Source organism: Psychrilyobacter sp., from assembly GCF_049671765.1.
Lineage (GTDB): Bacteria > Fusobacteriota > Fusobacteriia > Fusobacteriales > Fusobacteriaceae > Psychrilyobacter.
The window spans coordinates 1-21,250 of sequence record NZ_JBATVM010000176.1; the positions used below are offsets into that span (position 1 = coordinate 1).

Sequence of the window (21,250 nt, forward strand, 5' to 3'; positions counted from 1 at the left end):
CTCCAAATTTTATTTATTTTTTATATTATTTATTATAAAAACCATTAAATTTTAATGACTTATAAAATAAATAATGGGAATCTTTTCCCCTCTTATCGGTTTCTCTCATTTTTGAGAAACCTATAGTTTAATTTTTTTTCAGACCTCTTCCTTTTTATAGTTTCTCCTAAATTAGGAGAAACTGAGGTTGAAAATTCATCGTTCAATTAAAAATCAAATTCAAAAACACAAATATTAAACATATAAATATAACTATTGTTGCGATAATTTGTAATCTTTCTGTTCTTTTGGATTGTAAGGATAAAGTATTGATTGCCTTATATAAAGAACCTAATTTTGAATTGTTTGATTCTTTTTTAGATATTTCTAACCACCAACTGATCTCTTTTTCATATGAGAAGTGAGCGAGATATAATTGAAGTAATGTCAGTGCTACATTCCCTATAACTACAAGTACAAATAAAAATAGTATTCCTTTATTCACAGTCAACTTTATTTTATCTATACTATTAAATAAATATATTAAAATACCAGTATTTCCTGAGAGTAAATATGTATTTAACATCACATGACTTTTATTCATTCGTTCACTCAAACCATCTATTACTTTTTGATCATTAGTTTCTTTCATTTAAAATTCCTTCCTCTTATATATAGCTTAAGGGACAAATAAAATTTGTCCCAAAAGTCTATATACTTAATTTAATTATTTAGCTTGTGCTTGAATGAATTCAACAGTTTTTTGCATAGTAGCATCTGTTCTTAAGTTCATTGTAAAGTTCTCTAAGTTGTTCGCCTTAGTTAACTCTTCTTTTAACTTGTCTACATCCATCTTATACATAGCAGAAACTTCAACTAATTTAGCTTCTAACTCTTCATCAGTTAATTCAATTTTTTCGATCTTTGCGATCTCATCTAAGATAAGGTCTAATTTGATCTTTTCAATTGCCATTGGTCTCACTTGCTCATTTAACTGCTCAACTGTAGATCCTGACATTTGTAAATACATCTCTAAGTTCATTCCTTGAGATTTTAATTGACTTTCCATTTCAGAAATTCTTCCTTTGATTTCTCTAGCTACCATAGATAAAGGTAAAGTCATTTCAGTGTTAGCTAAAACTTGGTTTAATAAAGTTTGTCTGTATTCTCCCTCTACTCTAGCTTCTTCTCTGTTTTTGATCTCTTCAGTTTTCTTAGTTTTTAAATCTTCTACAGATTCAAATCCTGCTTCTACTGCAAATTCGTCATTTAATTCAGGAGTAGCTGTTACTTTTACTGCATTTATTTTAACTTTGAAAGTAGCTTCTTTTCCAGCTAAGTTTTCAGCATTATATTCAGCTGGGAAGTTTACTACAATTTCTCCCTCTTGATCTTTTTCATATCCTACTAATTGCTCTTCAAATGTATCTATGAAAGATTTAGTTCCTAATTTTAACATATGAGATTCAGATTTTCCACCTTCGAAAGCTACACCATCAACAAATCCTTCAAATGCAAGATCTACAGTATCTCCCATTTCAGCTTTATGACCTTCAGCAGCATCTTCTAAGTTAGACTTAGATGATACCAACATTTCGATCTCTTTATTTACTATTTCATCATTCATTTCAAATGCTTCTTTAGTAGCTTCTAAACCTTTGTATTCTCCTAATTTGATTTCAGGAAATACGTCTACCATAAATGTAACGGCAAATTTTTCTCCATCTAAATCTACTTTAGTTGTTTTTATGTAATCTACAGGATTAATTTGTCCATCCTTTAAGATAGCTTCATAATGAGTTTTTAATATAGCGTCAGTGATTTCTTCTTTGATTACGCCTTCATAATGAGATTCGATAGCTGATGCAGGTGCATGTCCCTTTCTGAATCCTGGAATTTCAGCATCCTTAGCTATTTTTTTTACAGCATCTTTTTTAGCAGTAGATACTTCTGCACCTTCTACTTTTAATGTGATTTCAACTACTGAGTTATCTAATTTTTTTACTTCATAATTCATGTTCTTTGTTCCTCCTTGTATGTGATTATATATATTTAAATGCTTTAAGCACTTATTACTAAGTACGGTAATTTTTTGTATGAATATATTCTTCGTACAGACAACTCATAAATTACCCTTCCATTACCTTTATGTCTTTTATCTTAATTTGAATAATTTCATTATTATTATAGCAAATTTTTTCTGGATAGTATGCTATTTCAAATATTTCATCCATGTAATTATTTTCATCTATCTTATGAGCTAGATTAAATCCAACTGCAGAGTAAAGTTTCCCATTTTTTTCTAAAAAAGTTTTAAAATGTTTATCTTCAACTCCAAATTTTTTAACTCTGACAAATTTTAGATCTTTATCTACAAACAATGGATGAGGATTAGCCGATCCAAAAGGTGATATTTTAGAAAGTTCACCTATAAAGTTATCATCTACCATCTCTAATGGATAGTTATAATCAATCTTTATAATATCTTTTTTGTACTTCTTTGTCGATTCTCCAATACCTTTGGCAATAGCTTTTTCAACTATTTCTAGTTTATCTTTAGCCACTATAAACCCCGCAGCCAAATCATGCCCTCCAAATCTAACTAAGGTATCAGATATATTGTTTAATATATTAAATATATTAATTCCTGCTACACTTCTACAAGATGCCTTCCCAAAATTGTTTTGCAACGAAATAAGAATAACTGGAATATTATATCTAACAGAAAGTCTGCTAGCCACAACTCCAATAACACCTGGATGCCAATCATGTGATTTTAAAAATAGATATTTCAAACTATTTTTATCCTCTAGCTTTTCCACTTCATCATTGATCTCATTAAAAATTTTTCTCTCAAAAATACGTCTTTTATTGTTCGATTTTTTCATATCCTCTATAATAGAATAAAGTCCACTGTCATCTCCCTCTAAAAAGAAGTCTGCTCCTGTTCTTGATTTCCCAATCCGTCCCAAAGAATTTAATAACGGTGATACAAAAAAACTGATATCTGTTGTACTAATATCCTTAGGTGATAACTTTAAATATCTAAGAAGGGATCTGAGCCCTTTTATCTTAGTGTCTTTCAAAGCTTTCAATCCATTTTTTACTATAACTCTATTTTCATCCGTTAAAGGCATTACATCTGCTATAGTTCCTATCATCACTATGTCCAAATGTTCATATAGTTGTTTTGGATCGATACCTATTTTTTTATATACTGCACAAGCTACTTTAAAAGCTACTCCTGCACCAGATAGATATTTAAATCTGTAGTTTTCACTTAATTTAGGGTTAATTACTAAAAGTTTTTCTTTTTTATCTTTTATTATTTTATGATGATCGGTAATTATAACATCGATACCTAAAGATTTTGCATATTCAAAATCTTCTACAGAATTAATTCCTGTATCTACTGTTATTATTACCTTTCCACTTCTTTCATTGACATAATCTATTGCCTGCCTATTCAGACCATACCCTTCATCCATACGATTTGGAATATAATATGAGGTTTCTATCCCGATAAGATTAAAAACAATAGTCAGATAAACAGAAGCTGTTATACCATCTACATCATAATCGCCATAGATAAATATCTTACTTTTGTTATCTTTAGCTCTGACTATTTTTTCTACGACTTCCTCCATCCTCTCAAAATCAAATGGATCTTCTAGATCTTCTACACTTGCATTTAAAAATTTCTGGATTTCGTCATCGGAATTGATCCCTCGTGATAGTAGGAGTTTTACCACCTCTGTGGATAGATTATGCTTCTCAATTTTATCTGTCACCTGGGACTCATCATATGTATTATATTCCCAATACATACCATATCCTCCTAATTGTTAACTTTATCAATTAAGTTAGATATTTTTATCGCTCTAGCCACTGTATCGTCTAAAAATACTCTTATTTCAGGAACATATCTAAGATTTGTTTCCTCAGATACTCTCTTTCTTAAGTATTTTCTAATTTCATTCAACCCTTCTAAAACTATAGCTTCATCTACTTTGTTATCTCCAACAGATAAAACACTAAAGTATGCATCTGCATATCTTAGGTCTTCTGTTACTTCCATCTTAGTTACTGATACCATACCTTGAATTTTTGGATTTTTTACTTCCATAAATAAAGCTGTAGATATTATTCTTGTCATTTGTTTTTCAATACCTAATAATCTTTGTTTTCTCATAATTATTTCACATCTTTTAGTGTTCTTTGGATTTCATCGATTTTGTATGCTTCTACAGTATCTCCCTCTTTAATATCATTAAAGTTCTTGATATTTAATCCACATTCTTGACCAACGATAACTTCTTTAGCATCGTCTTGATATCTCTTTAATGAAGCTAATTCTCCATCATATACCATTACACTGTTTCTAAGGATTCTGATTTTTGAGTCAGCATAAATCTTACCATCTTCTACATAACAACCAGCTATATTTCCAATTTTAGATACTTTAAATACTTTTTTAATCTCAATTCTTCCTAAGTAAACTTCTTTATATTCAGGGTCTAACATTCCTGATAAAGCTTGCTCTATATCTTCTACTATTTGATAGATGATGCTAGAAGTTCTGATCTCTACACCAGCTTTTTCTGCATTTCTCATTGCTTTTGTAGTTGGTCTTACATTAAATCCTAAGATGATTGCATTAGATGCTTCTGCTAATCTAATATCACTTTCAGATATTGCTCCAGATGTAGCTTGGATAATATTTACTGCTACTTCTGATGTAGATAATTTATTTAATGATTCTTTAAGAGCTTGTACAGAACCTTTTGAGTCAGCTCTTATAATAAGATTTAATTCTTTCAAGTTAATATCATCCATATGTTGAGATAAAACTTCTAAAGATATATGTTTTTTCTTGTTTTGATCATTTAACTTTCTATCTTTTTCTACTTCTTCCACTATTCTTCTAGCATGTTGTTCATTTTGAACTACATACATTACGTCTCCAGCTTCTGGAACTATGTTGAATCCTATAACTTCAGCTGGTTGAGATAATGAAACAACTTCTGATTTTTCACCTTTATCGTTAAGTAATGCTCTTACTTTTCCATAAGCTTCTCCTGCTACGATGATATCTCCAATTTTAAGAGTACCTTCTTGCACTAAAACGTCAGCAATTGGTCCAACTTTTGGATCTAGTCTAGATTCCATAACTACACCTTTTGCTCTTTTCTTTGGATTTCCTTTTAATTCTAACATCTCTGCTGTAATTAAAATAGTATCTAAAATTCCTTCTAAGTTTTGTCTGAATTTAGCTGAAATTTCGATGAATTCTACATCTCCGCCCCACTCAACTGGTACTAATCCATGTTCCATTAATTCATTTTTAACTCTAGAAGGATCCGCTCCATCTTTGTCTATCTTATTTACTGCTATTATAATAGGTACATTAGCTGATTTTGCATGAGCTATTGCTTCTACAGTCTGTGGCATTACACCATCATCTGCTGCTACTACTAAAATTGCTATATCAGTAACTTGTGCTCCTCTAGCTCTCATCTCTGTAAATGCCTCATGTCCTGGAGTATCTACGAAAGATATTTGTTTACCATCTTTTATTACTTGGTAAGCACCAATCTTTTGAGTGATTCCACCGGCTTCTCCATCCGCTACATTAGCTTCTCTAATAGCATCTAGTAGTGAAGTCTTACCATGGTCAACATGTCCCATGATAGTTATAATAGGAGCTCTTTCTACAAGATCAGAATCTTTATCTAGTGATTCTAAATTAAATTTTTCTCCAAATGCCATTTCTTCTACTTCTTCTTGTTCTACCATAGCATCATAATCATCCGCTAATTCTTCAGCTAATTCCATATCTATAACACTGTTGATAGTTAACATTTGTCCTGTTAAGAATAATTTTTTGATAAGTTCAGATGCACTTACTCCTAACTTTTCAGCGAAATTACCTAATGTAATATCACCTCTTATCTTTATTAATTTCACTCCGTCTTCTTCTATAACTTCATTTTCTACTTCTTCTACTTTATTCATAGTGAATTCATTTCTCTTACCTTTTTTCTTTTTTTCTTTCTTTTCCTTAACTTCTTTTTCTTTTTTTTCTTTTACTTTAGTTGTTTTCTTTTTTTTCTTTTTTCCTTTTTTTTCTTCCGTTGCAGTTTCTTCGTTTGAATTAAAGTGATTTTCCACCTTAATTATTTCTTCTTCATTTAACCCCGAAACACTCTTTTTACCATCTATACCTAATCCTTCTAATATTTCTAAGAATTCTTTACTTGTTTGATCATATTTCTTTGCTATTTCATGTACTCTCATTATATACCTCCTAGTATCTATTCCGTCATACCACGAGCCACTTTTTTACTTTTGATACCTATCAGATTTACTTCAGGTTTATCAAAAATAGCACCTAATTGTGCCTTTGATCCGTAATGAATGATTTTTATTTTATTCTCTTGTGCTAATCTCATAATTCTTTTATCATTTTTTTCACTGATATCTTCAGCAATTATTAAAAAATGTATTCTTTTTATATCTTCTGTAACCATGTTGATTCCAAAGCTTAAAAATTCAGAACGTTTCATAGTTTCTAATAAACTCAAGTAATCTTTTTGAGCTTTTTTAACTGTTATAGACATCTTATACAAGTCTTCATTAGATAAGTTTACTTTTTTGTTTTTAGAGAGCCTTTTTATACATTCATGGGTTTTGCATACATATGTACCCCTTGCCTGCATTGTTTGATTTACATCAAACATATATTGACCATCTATCTCTACAATTCTAAAAAGTTCAGCTTTATCTTTTTTTTCTTTGCATACAAGACATGTTCTAGTAGGAGTACTATTCATTTTCTCCCTCAATTAATTCCTCTATCTGTTCCTTTTCTAAAGAAAGTTCTTCCGATAATTTCACTTTTTCTTCTGCAACCATTATGTCTTCAAGAGTTTTAATATCTACTCTCATTCCAGTTAATTTGGCTGCTAATCTTGCATTCTGACCTGCTTTACCAATCGCAAGGGATAATTGACTTTTTTCTACTATTACTCTTGCAGTTTCATCGTCGTCTAATATTTCAACAGATTCTACTTTAGCGGGACTAAGAGCAGCTTTAACAAACTCTTTTTTATCTTTTTTCCATTCAATGATATCTATTTTTTCACCATTAAGTTCAGTTACTATATTCTTGATTCTAAGCCCTCTCTGACCTATACAGGCTCCTACAGTATCAATATCTTCATTGTCTGAGTGCACTGCTACCTTAGCTCTTGATCCAGCTTCTCTTACTACTGATTTCATTTCTATTATTCCCTCTTCTATTTCAGGAACTTCTAATTCAAATAATTTTCTTAAAAAATCATCATGCTTTCTAGAAATTATTATTTTAGGATATTTATTTGTTTTTTCAACTTCAGATACATATACCTTAAGTCTATCTCCAACTCTATATAAATCAGCAGGTGATTGTTCTTGTATAGTTAATACAGCTTCTTTCATATCAAATTCGATATGGATGTTTCTTCTTTCATCTATTCTTCTAATAATACCATTTAGCATCTCATGTTCATTTTCTTTAAAGTTATCATATAGATGTTGTCTTTCTGCTTCTCTTACTTTTTGGATAACAATTTGTTTTCCATTTTGGATAGCGTTTCTCTTGAATTCTTCACAATTTTCTTCAATTTCTACTATATCACCAATTTTTGACCTTTTCTTCCCAGGTATCATTTGAGCTTCAGATAATTCAATTTCTAACTCATCATCTTCAACACTTGTTACTACCGTTTTCGGAACAAAAATAATAATTTTTGCTTTCTTTTCATCTATTCTTACTGATAAATTATCGTATTCACCATAATTTTTCTTATATGCTGCAAGGATAGCTTGCTCTATTGTCTCTATTAATTCTTCTTTACTAATTCCTTTTTCTTTTTCTAACTCATCTAAAGCTTCTAAGAAAATTTTAAAATCTTTTTTTGTCACTTCTGACCTCCTACTTATCTCTATTTATCTTTAAATTCAAAAACTATATTAGCTTTTTTTATATCCTCAAAAGGAATTTCTAAAGTTTTTTCCTCAGTATTTAAATAAACTACAGATCCTTCTACTTTTTCCAATTTCCCAGTCCAGTTTCTCGAGTCTTCAAGTTTACGTTTAAGTATGACTTTGATTTTTTCTCCAGTAAATCTTATAAAATCTTTCTCTTTTTTGAGTGGTCTTTCTAATCCTGGTGAAGATACTTCTAAGAAAAATTTATCTTCTATCATCTTATCTACATCTTCTGAAATACTATTACTCACTTTAGCACATTCGTCTAAACTAATTTCACCATCAATTTTTTCAAGGTATACTCTTAAAAACCAATAGGCTCCATCTTGAATATATTCAATATCAACCAGTTCTAATTCTATGGGTTTCAATACTGGAAGAAGTAATTTTTCTACCTTTTCCAATAAACTTTCATCCACTTGTTTTACCATATTTTTCACCTCTCTTCTGTAACAAATAGGGAGAGAACCTCTCAGCTCTCTCCCTCCTTTATTATTTATTTTAATTCTTTTCCAAATTTTAACATAAATCACACAAAATAGCAAGATTTCTTATTATTTTGGTAGAGACTATCTAGATCTAAAAAAACAAAATTTTGTACTTTTTTTCATTTTAATTTATTTTTTACTATATTTTTAGTTTTTTTTAACTTTTTTAATGAAGTGTCCTCTAAAAAGACTATTCTTACGTTTTTCGAAATATGTGAAAAAAAGAATTAGTTTTTTAGTATTGACATATCAAATTTATAGTATATACTACTAATAAGAAATTCATTTAATTTACTTTTTTTAATGTTGACTCAAAATTTAGCATTGACATATTAGAAAAATAGTATATAATATAATGATAATTTCAATAAAGTTTATTTTGTTAATTAAAAAAAATTGAGGATGTGATATTTATGAGTAAAGAAGAAAATAGAGGCCAGTGGGGTTCTCGTTCAGGATTTATCCTAGCTGCTATAGGTTCGGCAATTGGTTTAGGGAATATTTGGAGATTCCCATATGTAGCTGCAAGTAACGGTGGTGGAGCATTTTTGATCCCTTACCTAGTTGCGTTGTTTACAGCGGGTATACCATTATTAATACTAGAATTTGCCATGGGGCACAAAATTCGTTCTAGCGCTCCCGGTGTCTTTGCAAAATTAAACAAAAAATATGAAGCTATCGGATGGTTTCAAACGCTTATTGCATTTTTTATAACTACATATTATGTTGTTATTATCGCTTGGTCATTTAGTTATCTGTTCTTTGCTTTTACAGGAGCATGGGGAACAGATCCAAAAGCATTTTTATTCGGTGACTATTTAAAATTAGGAGAAGCTCCTAGCACTTTTGGTAACTTAGGAGCAAGTTTAGGAGGTTTAAATCTTAAGGTTGCACTTCCACTATTATTAGTATGGGGAATAAATTACAGTGTTCTTAGAATGGGTGTAAAAAATGGTTTAGAAAAAGCAAACAAGATCTTTATGCCGCTTTTAATTGTTGCACTATTAGTTATTGTTGTTAGAGGAGTTACTCTTCCAGGCGCTATGGATGGTTTAGATTATTTCTTTACTCCTGATTTTTCTAAACTAACTGATCCACAAGTATGGTTAGCTGCATATGGACAAATCTTTTTCTCACTTAGTATTTGTTTTGCTATCATGTATGCTTATGCAAGTTATCTACCTAAGAAATCTGATATTGTCAACAACGCATTTATGACTGGATTAGGAAACTGTAGTTTCAGTTTAATTTCTGGAATCGGAGTATTCTCTATATTAGGATTCATGGCTCACACTCAAGGTGTCAGTGTGGCTGAAGTTTCTACTGCTGGTGTAGGGTTAGCGTTTATCGTATTCCCAGAAGCTATAAATCAATTACCTGGAATGAATGGATTAATCGGTGGAATATTCTTCGTTACACTTATTTTCGCAGGTTTATCATCATCTATGTCTATCATGGAAGCAGTAGTAGCTGCCATCTCTGATAAATTTAAATTAACTAGAGTACAAGCTCTAAATAGATTCGCACTTACTTCTGGAATCTTATCACTACTAGTTGCAACTAATGGTGGTTTATATGTATTAGATATCGTAGACTATGCTACCAATCAATATGGGATAGTTATTGCAGGTATATTAGAATTAGTAATCTTAGGTTGGTTCTTTAACTTAGAAAGTGTTAGAACTTATGTTAATGAATTATCTGATTTCAAAGTTGGAAAATGGTGGATTTGGGCAATCAAGGGAACTTCTGTTCTTCTAATAATTATCTTAGCACTTAAGATTAAAGGTGAAATTGCTGCTCCATACGAAGGTTATTCTTGGACTGCACTAGGAGTATATGGTTTAGGAGTTATGATCATAATAACTGTTGGATCATTTATCATGACAAATAAAAAAGGATCTCAAGAATTTGAGGACAAAATATACAATGAACCTATGAACAATGAACTTGAATTAGATTTAGATTAATAAAAACATTATTTAAATAATAATTAGGAGGTATTTGTATGAGTACTGGAGCTATCATAGTTGCTGTTAGTAGCATGACTCTTCTTTGGGGCGGATTTGCCGTTTGCTTAAGAATAGCAATGAAAGATGAAAATAAATAAAACTGAACAAAAAAAATCTGAATAAAATGAACTAAACCTGAAAATTGGGCACTAATAAGTGTCAAATTTACAGGTTTTTTCTATTTTTAATATCTTTTTAATTTCTTTCTTCTAAATATAACACTGATTTTATCTAATAAAAATAATTTAAGTTTAAACCATTTTTAAAGTATAAATATGTTTAAAAAATGGTATGTTTTTATTTTTACGAAACAAGTGATACCAATATTTTTATACTTTTCGACTTGATTTTTACACATAATTAAAAAATAGTATTGACATATCAAAAAATTAGTATATAATATAGTGATAATTTAGTGGGTTTTTAATTTACTATTAATAAAAAAATTAGGGAAGTGATATTTATGAGTAAAAAAGAAAATAGAGGTGAATGGGGTTCTCGGTCAGGGTTTGTTCTTGCCGCTATAGGCTCGGCAATCGGATTAGGAAACATTTGGAGATTTCCATATGTAGCTGCAAGTAATGGTGGAGGAGCGTTTTTAATTCCTTATCTAATCGCACTATTTACAGCTGGGATTCCAATATTGATCTTAGAATTTGCTATGGGGCATAAAATACGTTCTAGTGTCCCTGGGGTTTTTGCAAAATTAAACAGAAAATACGAAGCTCTCGGATGGTTTCAAACACTTATTACATTTTTTATAGCTACATATTATGTGGTTATTATTGGATGGTCATTCAGTTATCTTTTTTTCGCCTTCACAGGTGCATGGGGTATAGATACAAAAGCGTTTTTATTTAACGACTATTTACAATTAACAGATTCTCCTATGAATCTAGGTGGACTAAATCTTAAAGTCGCAGCTCCAGTACTAGTAGTATGGGGAATAAATTACAGTGTTCTTAGAATGGGTGTAAAAAATGGTTTAGAGAAAGCAAACAAGATCTTTATGCCACTTTTAGTTGTTGCATTATTAATTATAGTTGTTAGAGGAGTTACCCTTCCTGGTGCTATGGACGGTCTAAATTACTTCTTTACTCCTGATTTTTCCAAATTAACTGATCCTAAAGTATGGCTAGCTGCATATGGACAGATCTTTTACTCACTTAGCATTTGTTTTTCTATCATTATTGCTTATGCAAGTTACTTACCTAAAAAGTCAGATATTATCAACAATGCTTTCATGACTGGATTAGGAAATTGTAGTTTTAGTTTGATCTCTGGTATTGGAGTATTCTCTATCTTAGGATTTATGGCTCAAGCTCAAGGTGTCAGTGTAGCAGAAGTTTCAACTGCCGGTGTAGGCCTTGCATTTATAGTATTCCCAGAAGCTATCAATCAGTTACCAGGAATGAATGGATTAATTGGTGCAATATTCTTTTCTACTCTTATATTTGCAGGGTTATCGTCATCTATGTCTATTATGGAAGCAGTAGTAGCTGCTATCTCTGATAAATTTAAAGTAACTAGAGTACAAGCTCTAAACAGATTTACACTTGCTGCTGGGATCTTATCATTACTAGTTGCTACTAATGGTGGCTTATATGTATTAGATATCGTAGACTATGCTACCAACCAATACGGAATAGTTATTGCGGGTATTTTAGAATTAGTTATCTTAGGTTGGATATTTAATCTTGAGAGTGTTAGAATTTATGTCAACGAATTATCTGATTTCAAAGTTGGAAAATGGTGGGTTTGGGCAATTAAAGGAACTTCACTTATTTTAGTTGTTATGCTTTTACTAAAAATAAAAGGTGAAATTATTAGCCCATACGGCGGTTACTCTTTAACTGCATTAGGAGTTTATGGTCTAGGAGTTATGATCATTATGACAATAGGAGCATTTGTTTTAACAAATAAAAAAGGTTCTCAAGAATTTGAAGACAAAATATATAATGAACCTATGGATGAAAAACTTGAGTTAGAGTTAGATTAATAAAAACATTATTTAAATAATAATTAGGAGGTATTTATATGAATACTAGTGCTATCATTGTTGCTATTTGCAGCATGACCCTACTTTGGGGTGGATTTGCTGTTTGCTTAAAAATAGCAATGAAAGATGAAAATAAATAAATAAAGGAAATCCAACTGGATTTCCTTTTTTATTTATATAATTTTTGTTGACCAGTCTTCAACATTCCAAACATCTGTTACTATATCCATATAAAAATCAGGTTCGTGACTTACTATAAATACAGTCCCCTTAAATTCTTTTATGGCCCTTTTCAACTCCTCTTTCGCATCTATATCCAAATGATTTGTTGGTTCATCTAGGACTAAAAAATTAATTTCCCGATTCATAATCTTCCCTAATCTTACTTTTGCATTTTCTCCTCCAGACAGAGCTCTCATCTTCGTCCCAATATGATCTTTAGTCAAACCACATTTAGCTAAAGCAGATCTTACCTCTCCATTAGTTAGCGATGGAAACTCGTCCCAAAATTCATCTAGAGCAGTTTTCCCACTACTATCTTCCTCTTGCTTAAAATATCCAACTTCTAAAAATTGACCATGCTCTATCTCACCAGAAATAGGTTTAATTTTTCTTAATATAGTATTTATCAGAGTAGATTTCCCTAATCCATTTACTCCTTTAATTGCTATCTTTTCATTTCTTTCTATAGTAAAATTAAGCTTTCTAGTTAATGGCTCATTATATCCTATCACCAAATCTTTTACTGTAACAACTTCCCTTGATGGAGTTCTTGCAGTTTTAAAATAAAATTGTGGTTTTGGTTTATCACGCTCTAGAGTTATTACATCCATTTTATCTAATTTTTTTTGTCTACTCTTAGCCATATTAGTAGTTGCTATTCGAGCTTTATTCCGAGCTACAAAATCCTCTAAATGTGCTATTTCTTTTTGTTGTTTCTTATAAGCTTGTTCTATTTGACGTTTTTTTAGTTCATACATCTCTAAAAATTGATGATATCCACCTGTATATCTGGTCAATTCTGCTTTTTCAATATGATAGATTACATTGGTAACATCACTCAAAAATGAAATATCATGAGATACCAAGATAAATGCATTCTCATAATTTTGTAAAAAATTCTTCAACCAAATAATATGATCCTCATCTAAAAAGTTAGTAGGTTCATCCAATATTAATATCATAGGGTTTTCAAGTAAGACTTTAGCTAATAAAATTTTAGCTCTTTGACCTCCTGATAACTCTGATACATCTTTTTCTAATCCTATGTCCATCAATCCCAATCCTGATGCATAAGATTCTATTTTAGAATCTAAATTATAAAATTCAGAACTATCCAAAATACTTTGGATATCTCCTACCTCTTCTAGTATCATCTCCATCTCAACATCATTACAAGTCCCCATTTTTTCATAGAGTTCCATAACTTCTTTTTCTAGTTTAAACATAGGAGCAAAAGCAGACTTTAAAATATCTCTGATAGTTTTCCCTTTCTCCAAACTACTATGCTGATCCAAATATCCTGTGGTAATATGGTTACACCACTCTACCCTTCCTTCATCAGGCATGAGTTTGCCTGTTATTATGTTCAGAAAAGTTGATTTACCTTCTCCATTAGCTCCTATCAGTCCAACGTGCTCTCCTTTTAACAATCTAAAAGAAGCATCTTCTAAAATTGTTCTTGCACCATATCCATGACTTACTCTACTTACATCTAAAATACTCATAAAAATTTATCTCCTATATACTAATTTTTCTCTATAATTACACATTAAATACTTTTAAACATTTAGAGTAATTTTATCATGAATTTAATATAAAATCTAGAGCAGGAAATTTATACCTTTTCCACTCTATCCACCAATAATCTTAGTACAAAGATATTTAAAAATCCTTTTCAATCTGAAATTTATCTTTATAATAAATTAGCCATTAGGTTTCAATTGAAAAAAGAACAGTAAAATACCGTTCTTCTCAATTCACATCAATTTTATCTCTTATAAATCCATCCCATTCAAAATTTTCTTTAGTTCTTCCAACTCTTCCATTGAAAGAGTTATTCCTTTTCCCATTTTTTCATGAGTTTCATCCCATTCTCTAATATCTGCTTTGGCTTTTCTATTATTCCATGAAACTAAATTCAACTCCTTAGTCCACCCCTTTCTTTCACTTAATACCCCTAATTTTTCCTCTATTTCAAATTTTATTCCTGCCATCTCTCCTCCTAGTTTATTTCTATTTCTAAATTTTCATATTTAAATCCTAATTTCTTTTTTACCATGTCTATAGTTTTATGTAAGTTTAGGGATTTTTCAAAAGTCATAATTTCATTTTCAGTCTTCCCATTTAATAGATTCTCTATAAAGGCATTCATCTCATACCCTAGCCATTTATCTTCTTTCATCTCAAATTTTCTATCTTCTTCTCCTAATCTTTTCAAAATAAACTCTTCAGCTACAGTCCAAGTATCAAGAATCTCTATCATTCCATCTGTTCCTATTATTTTAGCACTGTTCCCAGAGATAGAATCCATAGTAGCATAAAAGCTACCAGTAACTCCTCCTTGATATTCAAAGAGGCCCGTTACACTTCCCTCTACTCCCCAGGCATTATTCCTTGCTCTAACATCTATCTCAGTGGGAATACCCAGTAGATCAATCAGTAAAAATATATTATAGATACCTATATCATAAAGAGCTCCTCCTGCCTGTTTCGAGTTATGTTTATGAGCTTTGGTACTCCTACTGCCGAAAGATGATTCTACATGAACCACAGTCCCTATTTGGCCATTCTCAATTAGATCTTTCATCTGTTTATAAAGAGGGTTAAATCCAACGATCATAGCTTCCATAAATAAAAGTTTTTTTTCTTTTGCTAATGTAATCACCTCTTGTAGATCTTCTTTTTTCAATACTGCTGGCTTTTCACATAATACATGTTTTCCTGCATTTAAAGCTTTTATAGTATAGGCAAAATGTGTCGGATGCATAGTAGCAATATAAATAGCATCTATATTTTCATCTTTTAACATCTCACAGCTACTCTCATAAGCTTTACCAATATTGTATTTTTTTGCTATTTCTACTGTCTTCTTAAAATTTCTAGCACAGACTCCAACTATATCTATTTTTTCGTTTTTTTGAGCCTCATCCATAAACTGCTGAGCTATCCTTCCCGTTCCAATTATTCCAAAGTTTATTTTCTTCACTTCCCCCCCCATTACTATAACAAACTCAAAATTCTTACAAAATCCTGTCCTTTTAATTTAATAATTCCCCAACATCTCTGTTTTTAGATCTTTATCTATTGCTCTATCTCCTAGCCAAATACCAAATAAAGCTTCTTTAAAATCCTGACCTTCTGTAGTCAAAAGATGTTTTCCATTTTTGTAGGTCTTTACATTTCCATCTATATAATTAAAATTAAATACGTCTCCATTTTTAACTTCTCCATCTTCAAATATACCAGTAAAAGTTTTTAGTTTATCTTTAATCAATTCCATTTTATCGAGTTCTACAGTGGAAAACCCTTCCTCTAAAGCTTCTTTTAACTTAGCACTGGTGATTAATTTAGATATAATATTTAATTCAATAGTCATATTTTCATTTCCTTTTATTATAGCCACAGCATCCATTGTTTTTGTTGGTAAATATAATGAGCCTACATATAATTTAAAAAATAATTTTTTCCTAACTCCTACACCATTTAAAACCATTTTTTTATTTGCAATAACCAAATTTTCTTTTACATTTACTCCTGCTATATTAACTGCCATAGCAGAAATACTTATTAAAATTCCAAGTATCAATGCTGTTATTTTTCTCCTCATGTCTTCCTCCTAATTACTCAAATAATCCCAAGATATCCTGTTTTGTTAATTTCTCTATCTTCCCATCGCCATCAACCATAGAATTAATAAGTTTTGATTTATTCTCTTGAATTTTAATTATTTTCTCTTCGATAGTCCCTTCCGTTATAAATTTTATCACCTGCACGACTTTATCTTGTCCTATTCTATGGGCTCGATCTGTTGCCTGTACTTCTACAGCAGGGTTCCACCAAGGATCAAAATGAATAACAACGTCTGCTCCAGTTAGATTTAGACCTGAACCACCAGCTTTTAAAGATATTAAAAATATATCTTTTTCTCCATCATTAAAACAATCACACATTTCTAATCTTTTTTTTGCTTTAGTTGACCCATCTATTTGAAAATATGTTATTTTTTTGGGATCTAGTTGTTTTTTTATTATTTCAAAAGTTTTAATAAATTGTGAAAATACCAAAACTCTATGTCCACTAGATTTTAATTCTTCTAATAACTCTATCAGTGCTTCTACTTTTGTACTTTTCCCCTTATAATTTTCTATAAACAATTCAGGAGTACAGCAGATTTGACGTAACCTAGTCAAGAGTGCAAGAATTTTTATCCTACTTTTATTAAATCCATCTTCTTCTAAACATTCTTCTAACTCTCCTTTAAACTGTGAAAGGTATGAAAGGTAATATTTTTTCTGTATAGAATCCATTCCTAAAATCATATTTGTTTCTATTTTTTCAGGTAATTCTTTTAAAACTTCTGATTTTGTTCGCCTTAAAATAAATGGCTTTATCATTTTCTTTAAATTTACCAAACTATTCCCATCCATCTCTTGGTCGATCTTTTTACCGTATTTATTTTTAAATTTTTCTTTATTATGCAAGTAAGTTGGCATTACAAAATCAAATATCGACCATAATTCAAATATAGAATTTTCAATAGGAGTTCCTGTCAATGCAAATTTTGAATAACTTTTTATTTTTTTTACTGCTTTTTTAATTAAAGTTCCATTATTTTTTATCTGCTGTGCTTCATCTAATATTGTAGTTAAAAATTCTATCTTTTCATAGAACTCTATATCTTTTCTAAAAGAGCCATAAGAAGTTAAAATAACTCCATTTTTAAAATCATTTAATAACATTTTTCTCTCTTTAGGTGTCCCTTCTATTATTATGGCATTTAATTTAGGAGAAAATTTATTAATTTCTTTAAGCCAGTTATGAGTCAACGAAGTAGGAGCAATAACAATACTTCTACTATTTTCACCATTGTCAATAGCCGTCAATAGGGCAATAGCCTGTAGAGTTTTCCCTAATCCCATATCATCAGCTAGTATCCCCCCTAGTTTACTCTCATGTAATTTTTTCATCCAATCATAACCATCATTTTGATAATCTCGAAGAGTTGCATTTATACTCTTAGGAACAACTGCTCTTCTTTTTTTTATAGATTTTAAAAGTTTTTCTATCTTTAAATCTCCTATATTTTTCATATTTAAACTAGGCGAAATAAGTCCCAATTTACTAACTGTAAATTCAGATATTTCTTGAGTTTCTATCCAGAATCCAATTCTGCTAAAATACCCTCTAATTCTTTTAATTTTTTATCAGCTAGATTAATAATTCCATCATCAGATAACTTAATATATTTTTTATTACTCAATAATCCAAACTGAATAGACCTGAGATCTTCTTCACTAATACCATCTGAATTAAAAGTTATCTCTAATAATTCTCCATTTCTAGTGACACTCCCTTGAATAGAGATATTTTTTGGCTTAATTTTATTCAATTTTTCATCGATTTGTATATTATATTTTTTATTTAATTTAGGTAATTTATTTATAAAAAATTCTAAAACTTTCTCTTCACCACATAAACTTGCATTAAAGTCATAATTTTGATTTAACCCAGTTATTTCTTTAAATATTTTAGAACTTTTCTTTACATCCTCTTTCAATAAATATTTTTTACCCTCGATTAAGGTTTCTTTTTCGTAACTAACATTAATATCTATCGCTAAGGTATCTCCATAATCTTTATTTTTATCAATAAATATTATAGATTCTCCAGCTTTTTCTAGAATTTCTATTGTTCCTAAATCAGCTTTTGTTACTAATTTTTTTAGATTTCCACCTAGTTCTGTTTCCGATGATATAACACCATTATATAATAAGGAAGTCTCATACAATATTTTTATTAGTTCCCTATCTTGTTTTGCTATTAAATATATTTTTGTTTTTGTAGCAATATACTGTCCATCTTCTGTTAATAAATAATATGGTTCTATAGCTATATATTTACTATCCAAACTAATAAATTGATCTGTTGTTAAAGATCCGAGGGTCATATTAGAATCATTTAATTTTATATTTTCCTTGCCACTCATATTATCTAATAATATTTTAAACCATTCATTAGATAGATTAATCTTTGCCTTATTTACATGAGGAGTATAGTACCCGTTATGTTCAAATAAATATTCATTTGTAATTTTACACATTCGAGAAAGTTCATTTAATAATTTATAATCATAATCAGTTAATTTATGTTTATCTGGAAGAAATTTAAATTCTTTCCCAAATTCCAGCACTTTCTCCTCTTTATAAGAATCCATAAATTTAATGATATCTTTCATTACATATTTCCTTTTCCCAACAGTCCCAATTTTCATTTTCAAAATATGAGTATAACTATATTTCTCTTCTCTTTCAATATTATATTCTACATCCAATTCTAATTTTTCTATATTTTCTTTCTTTTTTTCTACATTCTTCATATAAGTTTTAAGTGTCTTGAGTAATTTTTCCTCTTTTGATTCCCTTATCGAATTATTATAACTAAGTTCTTCATCTTCAAAACTCATAAATTCTTCTAAATTTTCATTATCTATATCAAACATTTCTATATCATCTATATCTAAGGGTGAATTATAATTATGTGTTGCCATAATATGTTCTTCTATTCCTGTTAAATAACCATCCTTATTGATTACTAACAGCCCTCCTACAATATGTTTACATGCTCTATCATATTTAGAAAAAGCTGGGCAATCACAATTATAATCTATTACTCTATCTTTTACAGCCACTTCATTTAGATCTATACTCACTCTTATATCAAAATTATATAGTTGCGTTCCATGAGCCAGCCCATCAAATTTAATCTCCAATTCATCCCATTCATAATCAAAATGTTCAATGTCACATAGATTGTTTTTAAAACATTTTAAGCCACGATTATAATTACTAATATCACCTGCAATTTCTTTTATTTCTCTATTCGAAATTTTCATCCTAATCCCCTTTTTCTGTTTTTATTTAGTTAATTATATCATAAAAATAAGTATAATAAAAAGTAACATGAAGATACTTTCTATCAATTATAAACCCTTCAGCACAAAGAAAAGAGATAAAGAGCGACACAGAAAATAGCTTTTACTACCAAAGGTATACGAATATTAAAATTATGACCACAGATCTAGTCGTATAAGTTATCGAATAAAATTAATTGATTCTATGAGTTTATAGTAGTAATATTAGAAGAGATAAAAAATTAATATAACTCTTTTAAAAAATAAAACTAGGTGTAAAGCAGGAGATAAATTAAAAGATTTAAAATTTTCTTTAAAGGGAGGAAGTATGGTAAACTTTAAAAAATCGAATAAAAGTTCTATTATTAGAGTAATAATATCTAATTTTGATGACCAATATATTAAAGAGATAAAAGTATTATATAAAAAACAAGGTGGAGTAGATACATTTAAAATAAATAAGATGAGTTATGATGATACGAGTAAAGATATTGTTTTTGAAGATGTAGAAAATAAAAGTAAATATATTGATATAAATAAAAATTGTTTTGAAGTCACTAAAAGAGATAAATATAGCAATAAAGAAGTAAGAAAATATAGGTTATCTGGAAAATTTCAAAAAACTAAAGAAGGAAAAATCCTAGTGACTGTATGTGTTGAAGATTATTTAATGGAAAATCTTACAAGAGAACAAATTAAAAAAAAAGTTGGAAAATCTTCTACAGAAAGACTTTTATTAAGTAAAGAGATAATAAAAAATTATAGTGATCTAGCTGACTGTAGTGAGGATGAAATTGATTCACAAAAGATTTATAAGGTTAATAAGTTTTTAAGTTACCGTTCAAATATGCTTATTTACTTTAACTTCATAAATAATTTTTTGATAAAAGGAACAGATTATCAAGAAATATGGGAAATTTCAAGTAAAGATAGAGAAGAAGTAATCTCTCAAGGTGTAAATAACTTTCAAAAATATAGTCATAAATTTATAGAGAATCACAATAACTATGCAAAAAAACAAAATCAAAAGATAGAAGAAAACAAATGGAAAGATAGGGATAAAATTCCTGAATTGAACGTATTAGCAAATGAAAACATTCATAAGGATGTTGAGAAAATAATAGAAATATTTATAGAATTTAGACATAATATAATGCATTATAAATATTCATATTTTGAAAAGCTTTTTACAGGTGGAGATATTCAAGTATCAAACAAAAATCTGACAGAACTTTTAGATCTAAATATATTTCAAGAGATGTTAAAAATAAGGGGAATAAAAGAAGATAAAATAACAAACTATCTAGAAGAAAGAATGGAACTAAGAATTTTAGGAAAATCAAAAAATGCCAAGAAAGCTTATAATATATATTATAAGATTTGTAATAGAAAAAATGGATTTAATAGTTTTATTAATTCATTATTCACAGTTGATGGGGAAGAAAATAAAGATGTAAAGAAAGAAATAGAAAATCAATTTTTACAACGAAAAGAATTTCTTTTAGTTAAAATTAAAAGTAAAAAGGCAAAGCTTGAAAAAATAGAAAAAATGAAAATAGAATTAAAAGAAATGGAAGAGATCTTTCACCTCGTAGGATCGCCTTATATA

At 29.5% G+C, this 21,250-nt stretch carries 19 protein-coding genes; 5 read left to right on the forward strand and 14 right to left on the reverse strand.

The features are described 5' to 3' along the window. Positions 1–202: 202 nt before the first annotated feature. The 8 genes from WBG30_RS08485 to rimP all read right to left on the reverse strand — a co-directional run bounded on the left by WBG30_RS08485 (position 203) and on the right by rimP (position 8,441). Positions 203–631 (reverse strand): hypothetical protein, encoded by a 429-nt coding sequence (locus WBG30_RS08485; protein ID WP_424504218.1) that lies wholly within the window; start codon positions 629–631, stop codon positions 203–205. Positions 632–706: 75 nt separating this feature from the next. Then, entirely contained in the window at positions 707–1,996 is a 1,290-nt protein-coding gene (gene tig, locus WBG30_RS08490; protein WP_424504219.1) for a trigger factor, read from the reverse strand. Between the two features lie 112 nt (positions 1,997–2,108). Continuing rightward, positions 2,109–3,806 carry a single-stranded-DNA-specific exonuclease RecJ gene (recJ, locus tag WBG30_RS08495; RefSeq protein ID WP_424504220.1) on the reverse strand — a complete coding sequence of 566 codons (1,698 nt, stop codon included), beginning with the start codon at positions 3,804–3,806 and terminating at the stop codon, positions 2,109–2,111. A gap of 11 nt (positions 3,807–3,817) precedes the next feature. Continuing rightward, entirely contained in the window at positions 3,818–4,171 is a 354-nt protein-coding gene (rbfA, locus tag WBG30_RS08500) for a 30S ribosome-binding factor RbfA (RefSeq protein ID WP_424504221.1), read from the reverse strand. Positions 4,172–4,173: 2 nt separating this feature from the next. Next, positions 4,174–6,276: a translation initiation factor IF-2 gene (gene infB, locus WBG30_RS08505; RefSeq protein ID WP_424504222.1), complete on the reverse strand. Its 2,103-nt coding sequence runs from the start codon at positions 6,274–6,276 to the stop codon at positions 4,174–4,176. A 17-nt stretch (positions 6,277–6,293) separates the two neighbouring features. Beyond that, a complete protein-coding gene (locus WBG30_RS08510; protein WP_424504223.1) occupies positions 6,294–6,812 on the reverse strand; it encodes a DUF448 domain-containing protein in 519 nt (172 codons plus the stop codon). After that, on the reverse strand, positions 6,805–7,944 hold the full coding sequence (gene nusA, locus WBG30_RS08515) for a transcription termination factor NusA (protein ID WP_424504224.1): 1,140 nt from the start codon (positions 7,942–7,944) through the stop codon (positions 6,805–6,807). The genes WBG30_RS08510 and nusA overlap by 8 nt, the downstream gene beginning before the upstream one ends. Before the next feature lie 20 nt (positions 7,945–7,964). Continuing rightward, positions 7,965–8,441 carry a ribosome maturation factor RimP gene (gene rimP, locus WBG30_RS08520; RefSeq protein ID WP_424504225.1) on the reverse strand — a complete coding sequence of 159 codons (477 nt, stop codon included), beginning with the start codon at positions 8,439–8,441 and terminating at the stop codon, positions 7,965–7,967. Between the two features lie 470 nt (positions 8,442–8,911). Here rimP and WBG30_RS08525 point away from each other — a divergent pair, with 470 nt between their 5' ends. From WBG30_RS08525 to WBG30_RS08540, 4 genes are all read left to right on the forward strand, one after another. Beyond that, complete coding sequence (locus tag WBG30_RS08525; RefSeq protein WP_424504226.1) at positions 8,912–10,468, forward strand: sodium-dependent transporter; 1,557 nt, start codon at positions 8,912–8,914, stop codon at positions 10,466–10,468. A gap of 38 nt (positions 10,469–10,506) precedes the next feature. Next, positions 10,507–10,608, forward strand: a complete 102-nt coding sequence (locus WBG30_RS08530) for a MetS family NSS transporter small subunit (RefSeq protein WP_424504227.1) — start codon at positions 10,507–10,509, stop codon at positions 10,606–10,608. Between the two features lie 365 nt (positions 10,609–10,973). Further along, positions 10,974–12,509, forward strand: a complete 1,536-nt coding sequence (locus tag WBG30_RS08535; RefSeq protein ID WP_424504228.1) for a sodium-dependent transporter — start codon at positions 10,974–10,976, stop codon at positions 12,507–12,509. Between the two features lie 38 nt (positions 12,510–12,547). After that, the gene (locus WBG30_RS08540) at positions 12,548–12,649 is read left to right on the forward strand and encodes a MetS family NSS transporter small subunit (RefSeq protein ID WP_424504229.1); all 102 of its coding nucleotides are present in this window, start codon (positions 12,548–12,550) and stop codon (positions 12,647–12,649) included. 33 nt (positions 12,650–12,682) lie between these two features. Here WBG30_RS08540 and WBG30_RS08545 read toward each other — a convergent pair whose 3' ends face one another. From WBG30_RS08545 to WBG30_RS08570, 6 genes are all read right to left on the reverse strand, one after another. Further along, entirely contained in the window at positions 12,683–14,236 is a 1,554-nt protein-coding gene (locus WBG30_RS08545) for an ABC-F family ATP-binding cassette domain-containing protein (protein WP_424504230.1), read from the reverse strand. Between the two features lie 270 nt (positions 14,237–14,506). After that, positions 14,507–14,725 (reverse strand): YdbC family protein, encoded by a 219-nt coding sequence (locus WBG30_RS08550; protein WP_424504231.1) that lies wholly within the window; start codon positions 14,723–14,725, stop codon positions 14,507–14,509. 8 nt (positions 14,726–14,733) lie between these two features. Beyond that, entirely contained in the window at positions 14,734–15,717 is a 984-nt protein-coding gene (locus tag WBG30_RS08555) for a Gfo/Idh/MocA family protein (protein ID WP_424504232.1), read from the reverse strand. A 57-nt stretch (positions 15,718–15,774) separates the two neighbouring features. After that, positions 15,775–16,338: a chalcone isomerase family protein gene (locus WBG30_RS08560; protein WP_424504233.1), complete on the reverse strand. Its 564-nt coding sequence runs from the start codon at positions 16,336–16,338 to the stop codon at positions 15,775–15,777. Between the two features lie 13 nt (positions 16,339–16,351). Next, positions 16,352–17,821 (reverse strand): DEAD/DEAH box helicase, encoded by a 1,470-nt coding sequence (locus WBG30_RS08565; protein ID WP_424504234.1) that lies wholly within the window; start codon positions 17,819–17,821, stop codon positions 16,352–16,354. A 62-nt stretch (positions 17,822–17,883) separates the two neighbouring features. After that, the gene (locus WBG30_RS08570) at positions 17,884–19,623 is read right to left on the reverse strand and encodes an SNF2 helicase associated domain-containing protein (protein WP_424504235.1); all 1,740 of its coding nucleotides are present in this window, start codon (positions 19,621–19,623) and stop codon (positions 17,884–17,886) included. A 346-nt stretch (positions 19,624–19,969) separates the two neighbouring features. Between WBG30_RS08570 and cas13c the strand changes: the two genes are divergently transcribed. After that, on the forward strand, positions 19,970–21,250 hold a 1,281-nt coding region (gene cas13c, locus WBG30_RS08575), incomplete at its 3' end, for a type VI-C CRISPR-associated RNA-guided ribonuclease Cas13c (RefSeq protein WP_424504236.1).

What these genes read in the sequence shown, in the direction of transcription:
- WBG30_RS08535 (WP_424504228.1), top strand. Translation starts at nt 10,974, where the DNA reads ATGAGTAAAAAAGAAAATAGAGGTGAATGGGGTTCTCGGTCAGGGTTT.
- infB (WP_424504222.1), bottom strand. Translation starts at nt 6,276, where the DNA reads ATGAGAGTACATGAAATAGCAAAGAAATATGATCAAACAAGTAAAGAA.
- WBG30_RS08510 (WP_424504223.1), bottom strand. Translation starts at nt 6,812, where the DNA reads ATGAATAGTACTCCTACTAGAACATGTCTTGTATGCAAAGAAAAAAAA.
- WBG30_RS08545 (WP_424504230.1), bottom strand. Translation starts at nt 14,236, where the DNA reads ATGAGTATTTTAGATGTAAGTAGAGTAAGTCATGGATATGGTGCAAGA.
- tig (WP_424504219.1), bottom strand. Translation starts at nt 1,996, where the DNA reads ATGAATTATGAAGTAAAAAAATTAGATAACTCAGTAGTTGAAATCACA.
- WBG30_RS08540 (WP_424504229.1), top strand. Translation starts at nt 12,548, where the DNA reads ATGAATACTAGTGCTATCATTGTTGCTATTTGCAGCATGACCCTACTT.
- WBG30_RS08550 (WP_424504231.1), bottom strand. Translation starts at nt 14,725, where the DNA reads ATGGCAGGAATAAAATTTGAAATAGAGGAAAAATTAGGGGTATTAAGT.
- rimP (WP_424504225.1), bottom strand. Translation starts at nt 8,441, where the DNA reads ATGGTAAAACAAGTGGATGAAAGTTTATTGGAAAAGGTAGAAAAATTA.
- WBG30_RS08485 (WP_424504218.1), bottom strand. Translation starts at nt 631, where the DNA reads ATGAAAGAAACTAATGATCAAAAAGTAATAGATGGTTTGAGTGAACGA.
- WBG30_RS08565 (WP_424504234.1), bottom strand. Translation starts at nt 17,821, where the DNA reads ATGAAAAATATAGGAGATTTAAAGATAGAAAAACTTTTAAAATCTATA.
- WBG30_RS08525 (WP_424504226.1), top strand. Translation starts at nt 8,912, where the DNA reads ATGAGTAAAGAAGAAAATAGAGGCCAGTGGGGTTCTCGTTCAGGATTT.
- recJ (WP_424504220.1), bottom strand. Translation starts at nt 3,806, where the DNA reads ATGTATTGGGAATATAATACATATGATGAGTCCCAGGTGACAGATAAA.
- WBG30_RS08530 (WP_424504227.1), top strand. Translation starts at nt 10,507, where the DNA reads ATGAGTACTGGAGCTATCATAGTTGCTGTTAGTAGCATGACTCTTCTT.
- rbfA (WP_424504221.1), bottom strand. Translation starts at nt 4,171, where the DNA reads ATGAGAAAACAAAGATTATTAGGTATTGAAAAACAAATGACAAGAATA.
- WBG30_RS08560 (WP_424504233.1), bottom strand. Translation starts at nt 16,338, where the DNA reads ATGAGGAGAAAAATAACAGCATTGATACTTGGAATTTTAATAAGTATT.
- WBG30_RS08570 (WP_424504235.1), bottom strand. Translation starts at nt 19,623, where the DNA reads ATGAAAATTTCGAATAGAGAAATAAAAGAAATTGCAGGTGATATTAGT.